Source organism: Streptomyces sp. NBC_01276 (genome assembly GCF_041435355.1).
In the GTDB taxonomy this organism is placed as follows: Bacteria; Actinomycetota; Actinomycetes; order Streptomycetales; family Streptomycetaceae; genus Streptomyces.
On record NZ_CP108442.1, the window covers coordinates 7,524,353 to 7,539,344 of the forward strand.

Genomic DNA, 14,992 nt, shown 5'->3' on the forward strand with positions numbered 1-14,992 from the left:
CCCGTACCCGCCCCCGCCCCCGCCGGGCCGCCTCGGCCTGCCCGCGCACCCCCGCCCCCTCACCCGAAGGAGCCGTACATGACGACGACCACCACACCATCGGACCCCGCTTCCTCCTGGCCCGCCGACCTGTCGGCCTTCTGCTTCGAGGTGCCGCACTCGTCGGAGTCCCTGCTCTTCGAGTCCGCCAAGGGCATCCGCCTCTCCGACGCGGCCGGCCGCAGTTACCTCGACGCGCTCTCCGGCGTCTTCGTGACCTGCTTCGGCTACGACTGCGAGCCCATCGTCGGCGCCGTGAGCCGGCAGTTGCGGACCCTGCCCTTCAACCCGCCCCTGCACGGAACCAACCGCGCCGCCCTGGAACTGGCGCGGGCCCTCGTCGACCTGGCGCCCCCCGGCATCACGGCCGCCAAGCTCGTCAACGGCGGCTCGGAGGCCGTGGAGGCCGCGATGCGCCTGGCCAGGCTCCACCACCGCGCCCGCGGCAACCCCGGCAAGGTGAAGGTCCTCAGCTACTACCACGGCTACCACGGGGCCACCTTCGGTTCCCTGTCCCTGACCGGACGGCCCGACGTCACCCGTTTCGGCCCCGGGCTCCCGGGCGTCGTGCACGTGTGGCCGCCGGACTGCCTGGAGTCCTTCTGGGACGTCCCGCCGGAGAAGTCGGGCGCCCTCGCCGCGTCCATGATCGAGCGGACCATCGAGGCCGAGGGGCCCGACTCGGTGGCGGCGATCGTCATGGAACCCGTCATCCACCTGCGCGGCATGGCCATCGCGCCGGCCGACTACCTCGCCCGGGTCCGCGAGCTCTGCGACCGCCACGACGTCCTGCTGGTCTTCGACGAGATCGTCACCGGATTCGGCCGCACCGGAGCGCCCTTCGCCGCCCAGACCTTCGGGGTGACCCCCGACATCCTCTGCGTCGGCAAGGGCATCTCCGGCGGGTACGCCCCCCTGGCAGCCGTCCTGATGGCCGGGCACGTCGCCGAGGCGCTCGGCGAGACCGGCGGGCCGGTGTCCTTCGCCCCCTCGCACACCTACGCCGCCAACCCGCTGGCCGCCGCCGCCGGACTCGCCGCCGTCACGCTGTTCCGCGAGGGCGGCTACCAGGAGCGGATCGCCGAGCTGGCCGCGTACACCGAGCCCCGGCTCCGCGCCCTCGCCGAGGCCCACGGAGCCACCCTGCGCGCCGTCGGCCTCCTCTACGGAGTCAAGCTCACCGCCGCCGCCGAGGACGCCGAGCGCCTCGGCGAACGGGTGGCCTCGGCCTGCCTGCGCCGCGGCCTGATCATCCGGGGCCAGGACGACTGGGTGGTCCTCGCCCCCGCGTTCGTCACCACCCCGGCGGAGGTCGACGAGATCCTGGGGATCCTGGGCGAGGCACTCGACGAGGTCCGCGGAGCCGGCCGGTGAACGACCTCCACGCTACGTTCGCCGCCCCCGCCCGCGAAGCACTGCCCCGCCTCACGCCCGCCGAACGCCGGGTCGTCGAGCACGAGTTACGAGAGATGGAGCGTCAGTCCCGCGACGGCGGCAGGCTCCTGGACGGCCTGCGCGAGGTCGCCGCACGGGTGCCCCAACGCCTCTACGCGGACAGCGCCGAGGTCCTCCTGCGAATGCACGAGATCGCGGGCTCCGGCAACCTCCAGAGCAACCTGTCCTCACTGGCCCTGGTCCGCGCCTGCTTCGCCCACGGCCTCGTCGACAGCGGGGACGGCGGCACGGAAGGCACCGGCGCCGGTCCGGCCGAACTCGTCGTCGGCCGCGGCCACATCGCCCCGGCCTTCTACGCCGAACACTACGTACGCGGAACCCTGCCCTTCGCCCCCCTGACCACCCTCCACCAGGGCGGCCTCACCGGCGTCGTCCACCGCGACCTGGGCTTCCGCGCCACCATGCGCTACAGCCTCGGCGTCGGTGTCGCGCAGGCGGTCAGCCTCGCCTGGGAGCTCGCGCGCGGCGGCTCCGACCGCAAGGTCGTCTGCCTCGCCGGGGACGGCGAACTCCACGAGGGGGCCGCCTTCGAGGCACTGCGCTTCGCGCACGACGCGGGACTGACGAACCTGCTCCTCGTCGTCGACGCCAACGGCAAGGGCATCGAACCACTGGCCAGGCCGCTCAACACCGCCTACCTGTCCGCCTACCTGGGGACCCTCGTCGAGGTGGACGGCTGCGACGACGGGGCCGTGGAAGCGGCGCTCGGCGAGCTCCTCGCCCGCCCCGGACCGGCCGCACTCGTGTGCCGCACCCGCAAGGGGGACCACAGCTTCAAACCGGCGGACGCGGTCGCGGCGCGGCCCGCCCCCGGCCGGCCCGTGTCCTTCGCCTCGACCGCAGGGCGGATGCTGGGCGCCCACCGCGAACGCACCGGGCGCGAACTGGCCGTCTTCACGCCCGACATGGCCGCCCGGTTCGGACTGGCCGGACACGTGCCGTACACCAACACCGGTCTCGCCGAGACCCTGACCGTCGGGATGACCCTCTCCCTGCCCGACCACCTCACCAAGGTCGTCGCCACCGACGCCATGTACTACATGGACTCGCTGAGCATGCTCACCGAGGCCACCACCAGCGTCCGCAACCTCCTCGTCCTGGCCGGACGCAGCTGGGGCGCGTGGGGCGGCGCGCACAACGCGACCAACCTCCTGGGACTGCTGCTGCACACCCGCGTCTACGAGCCGGTCACCGCCGCCGAGTTCCAGGCCTGCCTGGACCGGCTCGCCCGGGACCCGGCCACCACCCACGTCGTCAGCATGATCGACGCCGCGTTCGAGCCGCCGGCCCGGGACTGCTCGGCCGACATCGACGGCGGCGTCTGGCTCACCCCGCCCGGCGAGGGCCCCGACGCCGTCGACGCCACCGTCGTCACCTTCGGCTACGCGGGCGTCCTGGTGGAGGCCGCCAACCGGGACGTGGGCCTGCCCCACCTGCACTGCGCCGCGCTCGACCCCCGGCTCGACCCCGCCGGCCTCGACGTCCTCGCACGCTCGCGCCGCATCCTGAGCGTCGAGTACAACGGCGCGGGCAGCGGCTTCGGGGAACGCCTGCGCGCCCGGCACCTGCTGCCCGTCGAAGTGCACGCCGTCCGCCGGGACATCGCCACCCGCGTGCACCGGCACCAGCTGCCGCTGCACGGCATGAGCCCCGGACCGCTGCGCGAACGGCTCGCCGGGCTGCTGGAGAACCGGGAGGGGTCCGGCCATGCGCCTGCATACGCATGACTACCGGGCGCCGCGGACCGACGGCATCGTCGACGGCGCGATCCTCATGCACCGCGAGATGTCCCGCCTCCTCGCCCGGCGCGGCTCCGTCACCCTCCACGACCTGACCAGCGGCCCCGACTGCGTCGCCGGACTGGGCGAGGACGACGTGGTGTACGCCGGGTCGGGCCCGTACGCCTTCCTCTACCACCACTGGCGCGCGCTGCGGGGAGGCCGCTTCCGGATCGTCCGCGAGGCCCACACCGCCCTCTGGTCGGGCTACTGGGCCCAGGAGGAGCTGTGCGCCCCGCTGGTGCGGCCCGGTGACCTGGCCCTGTTCCCGACCGAGTACACGCGCCGGCTGTTCCGCGCGAACTTCCCGTCCGTGACCGACGCCGGCTCCGCCGTGGCCTACCCGATGCTGGACCGGCTGCCCCGACGGGAACCGCGCACCCTCCCGCCCGCCGGGGCACCCCTGCGCATCGGCTATCTGGGAGCGCTCTCGCTCGCCAAGAACTTCGACCAGGTCGTGTCGGTGTTCGCCCGGTGCCACCGCGCCTCGGACGGCGCCGTCACCCTGGTCTGCGCGGGCAAGCCGAACGACCCCCGCTGGGAGACCTCCGCCGTGCACGCCGCGCTGGGCCGGGCCGGGGTGCCCCCGGAGGCCGTGCGCATGGAGGGAGTCCGCCCCCAGGAGGAGCTCCCCGACTTCTTCGAGGGGATCGACGTCCTGCTCTTCCCCAGCACCGCCTCACGGGAGACCCTCGGCAGGGTGGTCCTGGAGGCCCTGGCCCACGGGGTCCCCGTGCTGGCCGCCGACGTCGGCCCCGCCGTCGAACTGCTCCCCGCCCGCAACCTCGTCCCCACCACCCTCGACGTCCACGGCACCTTCGACATGGGCCGCGTCGGACCGCTCGGCCGGGTCGACGAGGACGTCCTGACCCGGAAACTGCTCACTCGCGACATCGCACCGGCTGCCCTGCTCCATGAGGCCCCGTACACCGACGCGGCCTTCCTGCGGGCCCTCGCCGGAGAACCGGCGCCGGCTCCGGACGGCCACGACCGCATCCTGCCCGGGGCCGTGCGCGTCGCACCCCGTACGGGCACCGCCCCGGACGCGGCGGCGGCCACCGCCCTCTTCCGGGACTTCTTCGAACGCCGGGACGGCGCCGTCCGCGCCGCCCTCGACGCCCTCGCCGAGCGCACCGGCCACGACGACCCGGCCCTGCGCCGCATCATCGCCGCACCCGAGCGCAACCTCGCCGACTACCGGGCCTTCCCGCGCCTGCTGGACGCGCTGGTCCTGCCCCCGCTGGCCTACACCCTCGCGCCCGCCCCGGCGGGCGCCGTCCCGACAGGAGTCACCCCATGACAACGGACCGCGCACCGGCCCCCACCGGACAGGTGGCGCTCGTCATCGGCGGCGGCCGCGGCATCGGCGCCGCCGTGGCCGAGGCCTTCGCCCGCCAGGGCGCCCGGGTGGTCGCCGCCGACACCGACCGGCTGCCGTCCTCGTTCAACCACTACCGCTCGACCGCCGTCACCGGTTACACCGAGGCCCGCGCGCTGGCCGACCGGCTCGCCGCGGAGGGCCTGGCCGTGACCGCCGCCGAGGTCGACGCGACCGACGAGGAGGCCGTGGACCGGCTCTACGCGGGGATCGCCGACGGGGAGGGCCGTCTCGACACGGTCGTCAACGCCTTCGGCGTCACCCACGTCAGCCCGGTCGAGACCATGGAACTCGCCGAGTTCCGGCACGTGGTGTCCGGCAACCTCGACGGGGTCTTCCTCTCCTCCCGGGCCGCCCTGCCCCTGCTGCGCGCCTCCGGCGGCGGCTCCATCATCAACTTCTCCTCGGTCTCGGGACGTTCGGGCTTCTCCAAAGTCGCGCACTACTGCGCGGCCAAGTTCGGGGTGATCGGCTTCACCGCCGCCCTCGCCCAGGAGGTCGCCAAGGAGAACATCCGCGTCAACGCCGTCTGCCCGGGCATCGTCCGGTCCAACATGTGGCGCTACCTCCTCTCGGAGTTCGTCCGCACCGGCGAGAGCGAGGACGAGTGCTGGGAGCGCATGCGGGCGATGGTGCCGCAGCGGGAGTTCCAGACGCCCGAGGACATCGCGGGGCTGGTCCTGTACCTGGCGTCGGCGCCCCGCGTGACCGGCCAGGCCGTCAGCGTCGACGGCGGGATGTCGGCCCCGTGACCGCCCCCGCCGCCGCGGTGACCACCCCCGCCCCCGACGGCGTCACCACGGCCCCGACCGCCGCGGTGACCGCTCCCGGCGCGACACCGCCCCGGGGGCGCGCCCTCGCCTTCGACGACACCGGCTGGACGTTCTCGGGCCCCGGCGCCCTGGCGGCCCGTGACCCGGCCACCCTGGAGATCCGCGCCGACCGGGGCGCCGACCTCTTCGCGATGCCGGGCTTCCACGAGGCCTCCGGCGTCCCCCTGCTGGGCCGGACGCTGACCGGCGACCACACCGTCCGCGCCCGGGTCGCCGTCCGGGGCGGGGCCTTCGGCGACGCGGGAGGCATCCTCGTCCACGGCGCCGACGGCTGGTTCAAGGTCTGTGTGGAGCGGACCAGGGCGGGCGGCTGGGCGGTGGTGACCGTCGTCTCCCGCCCGCTGTCGGACGAGGCGATGGGACCGGCCCTGGCCGGCCCGCGCGCCGAGCTGCTGGTGACCCGCGAGGGCGGGCGCCACGCGGTGTTCTGCCGCGAGGACCCGGACGGGCCCTGGCTCTTCGTACGCACCTTCCTCGGCCCCGCGGATCCCGACGTACGGCTCGCCCTGTTCGCGCAGGCGCCGTTCTCCGACTCCTGCACGGCGGTCTTCACCGGAGCCCGGTGGAGCCCCCGCGCCCTGGCGGACCGGCGGTGAACGCCGGCACCGCGGACGGGAGCGACCTGATCATGTTCTGGAACCTCTACGAGGCGGGCATCGAGCGCCTCGCGGGCCGCCACGAACGCTGGCTGGCCCAGTGCGAGCTGGTCGCCGCGCTGCGGCCGCGCGTCCTGCTCACCACGGAGGGCTGGGGCTGGCACCGGAACGACGGGGCGCTCTTCGAGGACGCCAAGGCCGCCTTCGGCATGGACGGCGAGCTGTTCCTCGCGAAGACCGGCTGCCACCAGGCCGTCTTCTGGCAGCGGGACATCGAGCGGCTGGGCACGGAACGGCCCGCACCCGAACTGACCCACTGGCACGGCCACGGCCTGGCGACCCTGGGCCTGCCGGGCTGGACGACACCCCTGCGGTTCCTGGTGGCCCACCTCGACCCGTTCAGCCCGACCGGGCGGCGGATCGAGTCGGACCACCTGCGCCGCCACGCCGACCCCGCCCTGGCGCCGCTGGTGGCGGGGATGGACGCCAACAGCCTGCCGCCCGGCGACCCCGAGCCGGACTGGAGCCGGGTGCCCCGCCACCGCAGGGCCGACCACCTCCTCGACGCGGCCGACCGGGCCGACCGCACGCCCGTGGCCCGGCTGCTGGGGGACCCGTCCGACCCCCTCCTCGTGGACGCGGGCGCCCATCTGGGCCTGCGTGCACCCACCTTCGGCACGGCGGGCCCCGGGCAGGAGGCGCAGCGCCGCATCGACCTGTTCCTGCTGTCCCCCTCCCTCGTCCCCGGCCTGCTCGCCTACGGGGCGCCCGACCCGTGGCCCGACCGGCGCGCCGGCCGCCCGCCCGCCTCCGACCACCGGCCCGTCACGATCCGGCTGCGCCGCCGGTGACCCGACCTCCCCGAAAGGCAGTGGATTCCCCGTGCGACCCACCGGACCGGCCGCAGACGGCCCCGACCCCACCGCGAGACGTCCGGGCGGCGGCCCCGCCCGCGGCCGCCCCGGCGCCCGCGTAACCGCCCCCGGCACCGCCCCGGGCCGGACCCCCCTCGACGCCGTGATCTTCGACCTCGACGGCACCCTGGTGGACTCCGTCCGCCCCGACTTCCTCGCCTGCGGCGCCCTGTTCGCCGAGTACGGGCAGCGGCTGCCCCGGGAGTTCTGGGCCCGGGAGGTCTGCGGCCGCCCCGAGGGCTATCCGGCCCTGTTCGCGCTGCTGCGCGGCGCGAGCGGGGCGGCGGCGCCGGACGACGCCGCGCTGCGGCGGCGGCTCGGGCAGCTGTGGGAGGTCCACATGACGCCCGAGCTGGTCCGTCTGCTCCCCGGCGTGCCGGGGGCGCTGGAGCGGGCCCGCGCCGCCGGGCTGCGCCTGGCCGTCGCCTCCTCCTCCGACGGAGACTGGGTGCGCCGGTGGCTGCGCCACTACGGCCTCGGCCGCCACTTCGACGCCGTCGTCACCGGCGACGACGTCACCCGGCGCAAACCGGATCCCGAGGCGTACCTGACGGCGGCGGCGGCCCTCGGGGCCGAACCGGGCCGCTGTCTGGCCGTGGAGGACTCCCTCATCGGCGTCGCGGCCGCACGGGCGGCCGGCATGACGGTCGTGGCGGTGCCCACCGCCCTGACCCGCGGCCTGGACCACGGGGCGGCCGACCGGATCCTGCCCGACCTGTCGGCCCTGCACTTCACCGGGCCGGCCACCTTTCCGCGCGACAAGACATTCTGAGGTGCCGTGATGATCGAGAACATTCAGGAAACCGTTTCCCTCCTGTCCCGGCGCGAGCGCGAGGTCCTCGTGCATCTGGCCGAAGGCGACACCTATTGCAAAATAGCCCGCCGCATGGGACTCAGCGTCCATACCGTCGACACCTATCTGCGCCGCATCCGTGGAAAGACGGGTGCCACCACGCGCGTTCAGATGGCATTCCTCGCGATGTGCGCGGCGCAGACGACCGCGCCCATCTCCTCGACGGTCCCGGAATCCCGTGACTTGGCCGCGTGAAGCGACCCCGGCAAAGTAATACCTGTCAGCGGGGAACGGATCAGGAAACACCGCGAACCGCACGACAACAGAACGACCCTCATCCGAATGGAAAAAGGAGCACACCATGAAGAAGATCGAGCTCGCCGCGAAGCCCGTCCAGACCCGCACCATCAAGATCCACCGCCAGGGCTGATCCACCCCGCGAAAACACCGATCGGGGGCCGGCGGCACACCACCGGCCCCCGATGGTCCGTACCGAGTCACGAGCGAGGGAGGTGCCGTTCATGACGTCCGCACAACCGGTGGTCGACCTCATGTGGGCGCACTGGAAGACGAAGACCCTGCTGAGCGCACTCGAAACGGGCGTGTTCGGCGAACTCGCCGCAGGCCCCCTCGAAACCGGTGAACTGGCGGCGCGCACCGGGGTCCACGAACGCGTCGCCCCCGACTTCTTCGACGCGCTCGTGGCCCTCGGACTCCTGGAACGCCACGGCGCGCACTACTCCAACTCCCCGGCCGCCGGCACCTACCTGGACCCGGCCAGGAGCGAGGCCTACCTCGGCGGCGGCTTCGTCGACCGGAGCACAGGCCTGGCCGACGACCTCACCCGGGTCCTGCGCTCGGGCGAGGCCCTGAACGGCGCCCACACCGGCCGGGACTACTACGAGGCGGTCTACCGGACCACCGGCTCCGTCCGCTCCTTCCAGCGCGACATGACGGCACTGAGCATCGACTCGGCACAGGCGATCGCCGAGGAGTTCCCCTGGCACGACTACGGCTCGCTCGCCGACATCGGCTGCGCCGAAGGGGCACTGTCCACCCGGGTCCTGCTCCGCCACCCCCACCTCACCGCCACCGGATTCGACCTGCCGCCCACCCGGGACGGCTTCCTCGCCTACACCGGGGCGCACGGACTGACGGAACGCCAGGTCTTCGCGGAGGGGGACTTCTTCCAGGACGACCTGCCCCGGGCCGACGTGATCGTGTTCGGCCACGTCCTGCACAACTGGGACCTGGAGACCAAGAAACTCCTGCTGCGCAAGGCGTACGAGGCCCTGCCCCCCGGCGGCGCCGTCCTCGTCTACGAGACCCTGATCGACGACGAGCGGCGCGACAACGCCATCGGCCTGATCCTCAGCCTCATCATGCACATGGAAGTGCCGGAAGGGTTCGACTACACCGGCGCCGACTGCACCGCCTGGATGCGGGAATGCGGATTCCGCGACACCCGGGTCCGCCACCTCGCCGGCCCCGAATCGATGGTGGTCGGCATCAAGCCCGCACCGGGCGAGTGAGGGAGCGTACCGCCGGACCCGAGGGGGTTGCCGTGGAACTGGACGAGATCAAGGGCCGCATGGCGGGGGGAGAGCCCTACCTGGCCAACGACCCCGCCCTGCGCCCCTACCGCAAACGCTGCGAGAACCTCCTGGACCGGTTCAACGCCACCGCGCTCGCGGACCAGGGCGAGCGCGACCGGATCCTCCGGGAGCTGCTCGGAGCCGTGGCACCGGGGGTGCGGGTGGTGCCCCGGCTCCTGTGTGAATTCGGGTTCTTCATCGAGATCGGGGAACGCTCCCGGATCAACTTCGACGCGGTCCTCCTCGACTGTGCGCCGATCACCATCGGCGCCGACGTCCGCATGGGACCGCGCTGCCAGCTGTACACCGCCAACCATCCGCACTCCGCCGAACTGCGCCACGGCATGTGGGAAACCGCGAAACCGATCGCCATCGGCGACGGTGCCTGGCTCGGCGGGGGCGTCATCGTGCTGCCCGGCGTCACCATCGGCGCCAATACGGTCGTGGGCGCCGGCAGTGTCGTCGCCAAGGACCTGCCGGCCGGCGTCGTCGCCGTGGGGAACCCCGCGCGCGTCGTCCGGGAGGCGCTCTGAGGCACCGGGCGGGCCGCCCGGCGGGCGGCGGCCCCGGTGCGGGAAGGAGATGGGCCGTGCCCACACAAGGACGGACGCCGCCGCGCGAGTGGTGGCGCGACGCCGTCGTCTACCAGGTCTACCCGCGCAGTTTCGCCGACGGGAACGGCGACGGGACCGGAGACCTCGCGGGGCTGCGCGCCCGCCTGCCCCACCTGGCGGGGCTGGGCGTCGACGCCCTGTGGATCACCCCCTGGTACCGCTCGCCCCTCGCCGACGGCGGCTACGACGTCGCCGACCACCGTGACATCGACCCCGCCTTCGGGACCCTGGCCGAGGCGGAGCTGCTCATCGCCGAGGCCCGCGCCCTGGACGTCCGCATCGTCGTCGACCTCGTCCCCAACCACGTCTCCCGCGCACACCCGTGGTTCCGGTCCGCGCTCGCCGCCCCCGCCGGTGCCCCCGAGCGCGAACCGTTCCACTTCCGGCCCGGACGCGGGGAGCACGGCGAGCTGCCCCCCAACAACTGGCTCTCCGAGTTCGGGGGACCGGCCTGGACCAGGACCACCGACGCCGCGGGACGACCGGGGGAGTGGTACCTCCACCTGTTCACCCCGCAGCAGCCGGACCTCAACTGGAACCATCCCGCCGTCCGCGCCGAGTTCGAGTCGCTCCTGCGGTTCTGGTTCGACCGCGGGGTGGCCGGCATCCGGGTGGACTCCGCGAACCTGCTGGCCAAGGACCCGGAACTGCCCGATCTGGTCCGTCCCCCGGACGAGCGGCCGCACCCGTACGTCGACCGGGAGGAACTGCACGGCGTCTACCGGTCGTGGCGCCGCATCGCCCGCTCCTATCCGGACGAGCGCGTCCTCATCGGCGAGATCTGGACCGGCGAGGGCGAACGCCTGGCCCGCTACCTGCGCGACGACGAACTCCACTCGGCCTTCAACTTCGCCTTCCTCAAGTGCGCCTGGGAGGCCGCCGCGCTGCGGGAGACCGTCGACGCCTCGCTGGCCACGAGCGCACGGGCCGGGTCCCCCGCGAACTGGGTGCTGTGCAACCACGACGTCACCCGGACGGTCACCCGCTACGGCCGGGCTGACACCTCCTTCGACTTCGGGAAGGTCACCGCCGGCGTCCCCACGGACCTCGCCCTCGGCACCCGGCGCGCCCGCGCCGCGGCGCTCCTGACCCTGGCGCTCCCGGGCTCCGTCTACCTCTACCAGGGCGAGGAACTCGGGCTGCCGGAGGTGGAGGACCTGCCCCCGGCAGCCCGCCGCGATCCGGTCCACTTCCGCTCCGGCGGCGTCAACCCGGGCCGGGACGGCTGCCGCGTGCCCATGCCGTGGTCCGGCCGGGAGCGGCCGTACGGATTCGGCGCCGGCGCCGGCGCGGACACCTGGCTCCCGCAGCCGGACCACTGGGCCGCCCTCACCGTGGCGGCCCAGGACGCGGACCCCGCCTCCCTGCTCAGCCTCTACCGCCGGGCCCTGCGCCTGCGCCGCTCCCTGGGCGCCTTCCGGGGCGAGGACTTCGCCTGGGTGCCGGCCGGGGAGGACGTGCTGGCCTTCCGCCGGGACGACGTCCTGTGCCTCGTGAACTTCTCCGACCGCCCGGTGGCCCTGCCGCGGGGCCACACCGTACTGCTGGCGAGTGATCCGGCGTCCGGGCACGAGCTCGCGCCGCACGCCGCCGCCTGGCTCGGCCGGCCCCCGGCCGGCGCCCCCGACTCATGAACGACAAGCAAAGGTGGGAATCTGGTGGTAAAAGGCTACGTCGCGCTCGTGGACGCGAGTCCCGCCTGCCGCTCGGGCGGCCTGGTCGCCGCGTTCAAGGAACACGGATACGACGCCGTCCACGTGCAGAGCGTCCCGGTGCGGCCGGAGTTCTACGCGTCGGTGGTGCCCACCGGCTTCGCGGCCGAAGTGGTGCACCACGGAGACCTCGACGCGACCCTCGCGGAACTCGCCCGCTACCGGCCGGTCGCGGTCATCCCCGACAGCGAGTTCGGCGTCGGCTTCGCCGACCTGCTCAGCGAACGGCTGGGCCTGGCGACCAACGGGACGGCGGGCAGCCACGCCCGGCGCGACAAGTACGCGATGGTCGAGAAGATCAAGGCGGCCGGCCTGCGCGGCGCCCGCCAGCTGCTGGTCACGAACGCCGCCGAACTGGAGGCGTGGCACCGGGAACTGGGCGGCCGGATCGTGGTGAAACCCCTCAGCAGCGCGGGCAGCGACGGCATCAACTACTGCGACACCCCCGAACAGGCGGTGCGCGCGTACGAGGGGCTCGTCGGCACGGACGACATCTTCTCGCTGCCCAACGACACGGTGGTCGCGCAGGAGTACCTCGCCGGGCCCGAGTACGCCCTGAACACGGTCAGCCGGGACGGCGAGCACCACGTCTGCGACATCTGGACCTCGACGCACATCACCGCGAACGGGGTCCTCGACCTCTGCGACGGGATGGTGCTGCTGCCGTACGAGGGCGAACGGCTCGACGAGATCGTCCGCTACGCCGAACAGGTCCTGGACGCCCTGGACATCCGCCACGGACCCGCCCACGTCCAGCTCAAGATGACACCGTCCGGCCCGTGCGTGATCGAGGTCGCGGCACGCATGGGCGGCGGCAGCACGGCGCACTACGCCCGGATGGCGACCGGCGAGTCCCAGCTGAACTGGACGGCGGACGCCTACGTCCGCCCGGAGCGCTTCCACGAGCGCCGTCGCGAGCGGTACCGGGTGGAGCAGTTCGTCGCCGGCGCGCCCATGATCTCTCCGGTGGAGGGAACCCTCCGGGGATACACGGGCCTCGACGAGCTGAAGAAGCTGGAGAGCTTCATGGGCGTGAGGGAATTCGTGCGTCCCGGGGAACAGATCGTCCCGACCGTCAACGACCTCACGTACCCGCTGCTCGTCGAACTGCGCCACGAGGTGATGGAAAGCGTGCTGCGCGACCTCGCCACCGTCCGCTATATCGACGGCCGGGATTTCTACGACATCGACTGACGCATTCCACGGCAAGCCGGCCGACAGGTCCCGGAATCCCGTGACTTGGCCGCCCATCGGCACACCGGCAGAATTGATTCCATCAAGGGCGAAGGGAAAAGGATCCCGGAGCCGGAACGAACAGAAGGAGCATTCCATGAAGAAGGTCGAACTCGCCGCCAAGCCCGTCCAGGCCCGCAGCATCAAGATCCACTACCAGCGCTGACCTGCCGATGATCCCGACCGGGGGCCGGAGCGACCGGCCCCCGCTCGGGTCACCAAGGAGACCCCCATGCTGCTGCGCCGCGCGCACAACCTCGTCTGCTACTGGCGTGACGGGGCGTTCGTCATCCAGAACTACCTCGGCGGATCCGAGGTCTCGCTCGCGCCGATGGCCGCCGACCTCCTCGCCGCGTTCACCGACTGGACCACCGTCGACGAGGCCGTGACGATGTTCCCGGACCACGATCCCGACTCCTGCCGCGCGGCCCTCGCCGAACTGCACGCCTACGGCTTCCTCGTCTCCGAGGACGAGCGCGAGCGCGACGACCGGCTGGCCGAGCACTGGGACACCTGGTCGCCGGAGGCCGGCGCGCTGCACTTCTCCAGCAAGGACGCCCCCTACACCGATTCCCCCGAGGTCAACGAGGACTTCCGGGCCGGGAAGCGCCCCGCGCTGTTCAAGAACTACCCCGCCGCGGACCGGATCCTGCTGCCCCGCGCCCCCCTCGACGTCGACGCCGGTTTCGTCCGCACCCTCTACGGGCGGCGCACCCACCGGGCCTTCCGGCAGGTGGACCTGCCGCTGCCGGTGCTGTCGGGACTCCTCGCGATGGTGTTCGGCCCCAGCGAGTTCCTCGACGGCCAGGACTTCGGCGCCCTCATGAAGCGCACCAGCGCCGCAGGCGGTTCGCGGCACGAACTGGAGGCGTACGTCGGCGTCTTCGCGGTCGAGGGCGTCACACCCGGGCTCTACCACTACAACGTCCTGGAGCACTCGCTGGAGCTCCTGGACCCCGCCTTCACCCGCGAGCGGGCCGCCCACCTGAGCTTCGACCAGGAGGCCGTCGGGGAAGCCCCGGTCACGGTATTCGTGACCGCGGTCGTCGAACGCATGAGCAGCAAGTACCGGGCGCCCCGCGCCTACCGGGTGATGCTGATGAACGCCGGCCACCTCGGCCAGACCTTCGCCCTCACCGCCACCGCGCTGGGCCTCGGTCCCTTCCAGACCGCGGCCTTCCGCGACAGCGAACTGGAAGACGCCCTCGGCGTGGACGGCATCGCCGAAACGGCCCTGTACGTCCTGGCCGCCGGGATCCCCGCGGGGGACCGGCAGGACGCCGAACCCACCGCCGGTCTCGACGCCTTCCGGCGCGCGGCGCTGTATCCGGGGGACCGCCCCGCCTGACGGCCGCGGGACGTGGTGGTGACGCGCCCCGGTCCCCGGGAGCCCTCCAGGGCTCCCGGGGACCGGGGCGCACTGCGCTCCTAACGGTTTTGGCACGCCTTCTGGAAGGCGCGGTTGGCGGCCTGGGTCCAGCTGTTCCAGTAGGCGTCGCTGTGCTGCTGGCCGCTCTTGTCCGCCACGGGCGGGGTGGCGCAGCTCGTGGCGGCCGCTGCGATGCCCGCCTTGGCTCCGGCCGCGCTGCCCGCGGCCCGGTCACGCCGGGAGCCGGGCTGGGTCGGGCTCGTGGCCTTCGGTGACGTGGCCGCGGGGACCCGCTTGCAGTTCACGAAGACGAAGGGCTGGTCCTCGTTGACGGCGAGCACCGTGTAGTCGACGTTCTTCTGGAAGCGCTTCAGGAGGAAGTGCCCGGTCGCGTCCACGTTCAGGTCTTCGGTGCTCTCGCCGTCGTTGAGCTTGCGCGGTGGCGTGAACCCCTCACCGGAGATGGTGACGGCGGTCCCGTCCGCGTTGGGCGTGACCGTGCAGCTGGCGGCCGGCACCGCCGCGCCGGAGGCCGGCGCGAGGACGACGGCACTGCCGCACACGACCGAGGAGACGAGCAGGGAGGTGATCACGGCGCGTCGGGTGCGTCGGTACATGAGGGTGCTCCCATCGGGCATCGGATCGTCGGGCCCCGGAGGACGGCGCGGGAGTCGAGGGGGAGC

The 14,992-nt window shown here is 73.2% G+C and carries 14 protein-coding genes; 13 read left to right on the plus strand and 1 reads right to left on the minus strand.

What is annotated here, in order from left to right:
• Positions 1-78 precede the first annotated feature (78 nt).
• The 13 genes from OG295_RS33785 to OG295_RS33845 all read left to right on the plus strand — a co-directional run bounded on the left by OG295_RS33785 (position 79) and on the right by OG295_RS33845 (position 14,288).
• Positions 79-1,413: an aspartate aminotransferase family protein gene (locus OG295_RS33785; RefSeq protein ID WP_371680437.1), complete on the plus strand. Its 1,335-nt coding sequence runs from the start codon at positions 79-81 to the stop codon at positions 1,411-1,413.
• Complete coding sequence (locus tag OG295_RS33790; protein ID WP_371680438.1) at positions 1,410-3,221, plus strand: 1-deoxy-D-xylulose-5-phosphate synthase N-terminal domain-containing protein; 1,812 nt, start codon at positions 1,410-1,412, stop codon at positions 3,219-3,221. The genes OG295_RS33785 and OG295_RS33790 overlap by 4 nt, the downstream gene beginning before the upstream one ends.
• Complete coding sequence (locus OG295_RS33795; protein ID WP_371680439.1) at positions 3,202-4,572, plus strand: glycosyltransferase; 1,371 nt, start codon at positions 3,202-3,204, stop codon at positions 4,570-4,572. The genes OG295_RS33790 and OG295_RS33795 overlap by 20 nt, the downstream gene beginning before the upstream one ends.
• Positions 4,569-5,402, plus strand: a complete 834-nt coding sequence (locus OG295_RS33800; protein WP_371680441.1) for an SDR family NAD(P)-dependent oxidoreductase — start codon at positions 4,569-4,571, stop codon at positions 5,400-5,402. Before OG295_RS33795 ends, OG295_RS33800 begins: the two co-directional genes overlap by 4 nt.
• Positions 5,399-6,079: a DUF1349 domain-containing protein gene (locus OG295_RS33805; RefSeq protein ID WP_371680442.1), complete on the plus strand. Its 681-nt coding sequence runs from the start codon at positions 5,399-5,401 to the stop codon at positions 6,077-6,079. Before OG295_RS33800 ends, OG295_RS33805 begins: the two co-directional genes overlap by 4 nt.
• Positions 6,076-6,930 carry an endonuclease/exonuclease/phosphatase family protein gene (locus OG295_RS33810; RefSeq protein ID WP_371680443.1) on the plus strand — a complete coding sequence of 285 codons (855 nt, stop codon included), beginning with the start codon at positions 6,076-6,078 and terminating at the stop codon, positions 6,928-6,930. Before OG295_RS33805 ends, OG295_RS33810 begins: the two co-directional genes overlap by 4 nt.
• 31 nt (positions 6,931-6,961) lie before the next feature.
• The gene (locus OG295_RS33815) at positions 6,962-7,765 is read left to right on the plus strand and encodes an HAD family hydrolase (RefSeq protein WP_371680444.1); all 804 of its coding nucleotides are present in this window, start codon (positions 6,962-6,964) and stop codon (positions 7,763-7,765) included.
• Positions 7,766-7,774: 9 nt separating this feature from the next.
• Positions 7,775-8,041 (plus strand): response regulator transcription factor, encoded by a 267-nt coding sequence (locus OG295_RS33820; protein ID WP_371680445.1) that lies wholly within the window; start codon positions 7,775-7,777, stop codon positions 8,039-8,041.
• Between the two features lie 266 nt (positions 8,042-8,307).
• Positions 8,308-9,318, plus strand: a complete 1,011-nt coding sequence (locus tag OG295_RS33825; RefSeq protein WP_371680446.1) for a methyltransferase — start codon at positions 8,308-8,310, stop codon at positions 9,316-9,318.
• Between the two features lie 38 nt (positions 9,319-9,356).
• On the plus strand, positions 9,357-9,914 hold the full coding sequence (locus OG295_RS33830; protein WP_371681384.1) for a sugar O-acetyltransferase: 558 nt from the start codon (positions 9,357-9,359) through the stop codon (positions 9,912-9,914).
• A 56-nt stretch (positions 9,915-9,970) separates the two neighbouring features.
• Complete coding sequence (locus OG295_RS33835) at positions 9,971-11,629, plus strand: alpha-amylase family glycosyl hydrolase (protein ID WP_371680447.1); 1,659 nt, start codon at positions 9,971-9,973, stop codon at positions 11,627-11,629.
• A gap of 24 nt (positions 11,630-11,653) precedes the next feature.
• Entirely contained in the window at positions 11,654-12,901 is a 1,248-nt protein-coding gene (locus OG295_RS33840; RefSeq protein WP_371680448.1) for an ATP-grasp domain-containing protein, read from the plus strand.
• A gap of 271 nt (positions 12,902-13,172) precedes the next feature.
• A complete protein-coding gene (locus tag OG295_RS33845; RefSeq protein WP_371680449.1) occupies positions 13,173-14,288 on the plus strand; it encodes a SagB family peptide dehydrogenase in 1,116 nt (371 codons plus the stop codon).
• 80 nt (positions 14,289-14,368) lie between these two features.
• Here OG295_RS33845 and OG295_RS33850 read toward each other — a convergent pair whose 3' ends face one another.
• Entirely contained in the window at positions 14,369-14,926 is a 558-nt protein-coding gene (locus OG295_RS33850) for a hypothetical protein (protein ID WP_371680450.1), read from the minus strand.
• Positions 14,927-14,992 lie beyond the last annotated feature (66 nt).

Excerpts from the sequence above, each read along its gene's own strand:
- OG295_RS33785 (WP_371680437.1), top strand. The coding sequence starts at position 79 with ATGACGACGACCACCACACCATCGGACCCCGCTTCCTCCTGGCCCGCC.
- OG295_RS33795 (WP_371680439.1), top strand. The coding sequence starts at position 3,202 with ATGCGCCTGCATACGCATGACTACCGGGCGCCGCGGACCGACGGCATC.
- OG295_RS33800 (WP_371680441.1), top strand. The coding sequence starts at position 4,569 with ATGACAACGGACCGCGCACCGGCCCCCACCGGACAGGTGGCGCTCGTC.
- OG295_RS33820 (WP_371680445.1), top strand. The coding sequence starts at position 7,775 with ATGATCGAGAACATTCAGGAAACCGTTTCCCTCCTGTCCCGGCGCGAG.
- OG295_RS33825 (WP_371680446.1), top strand. The coding sequence starts at position 8,308 with ATGACGTCCGCACAACCGGTGGTCGACCTCATGTGGGCGCACTGGAAG.
- OG295_RS33845 (WP_371680449.1), top strand. The coding sequence starts at position 13,173 with ATGCTGCTGCGCCGCGCGCACAACCTCGTCTGCTACTGGCGTGACGGG.
- OG295_RS33850 (WP_371680450.1), bottom strand. The coding sequence starts at position 14,926 with ATGTACCGACGCACCCGACGCGCCGTGATCACCTCCCTGCTCGTCTCC.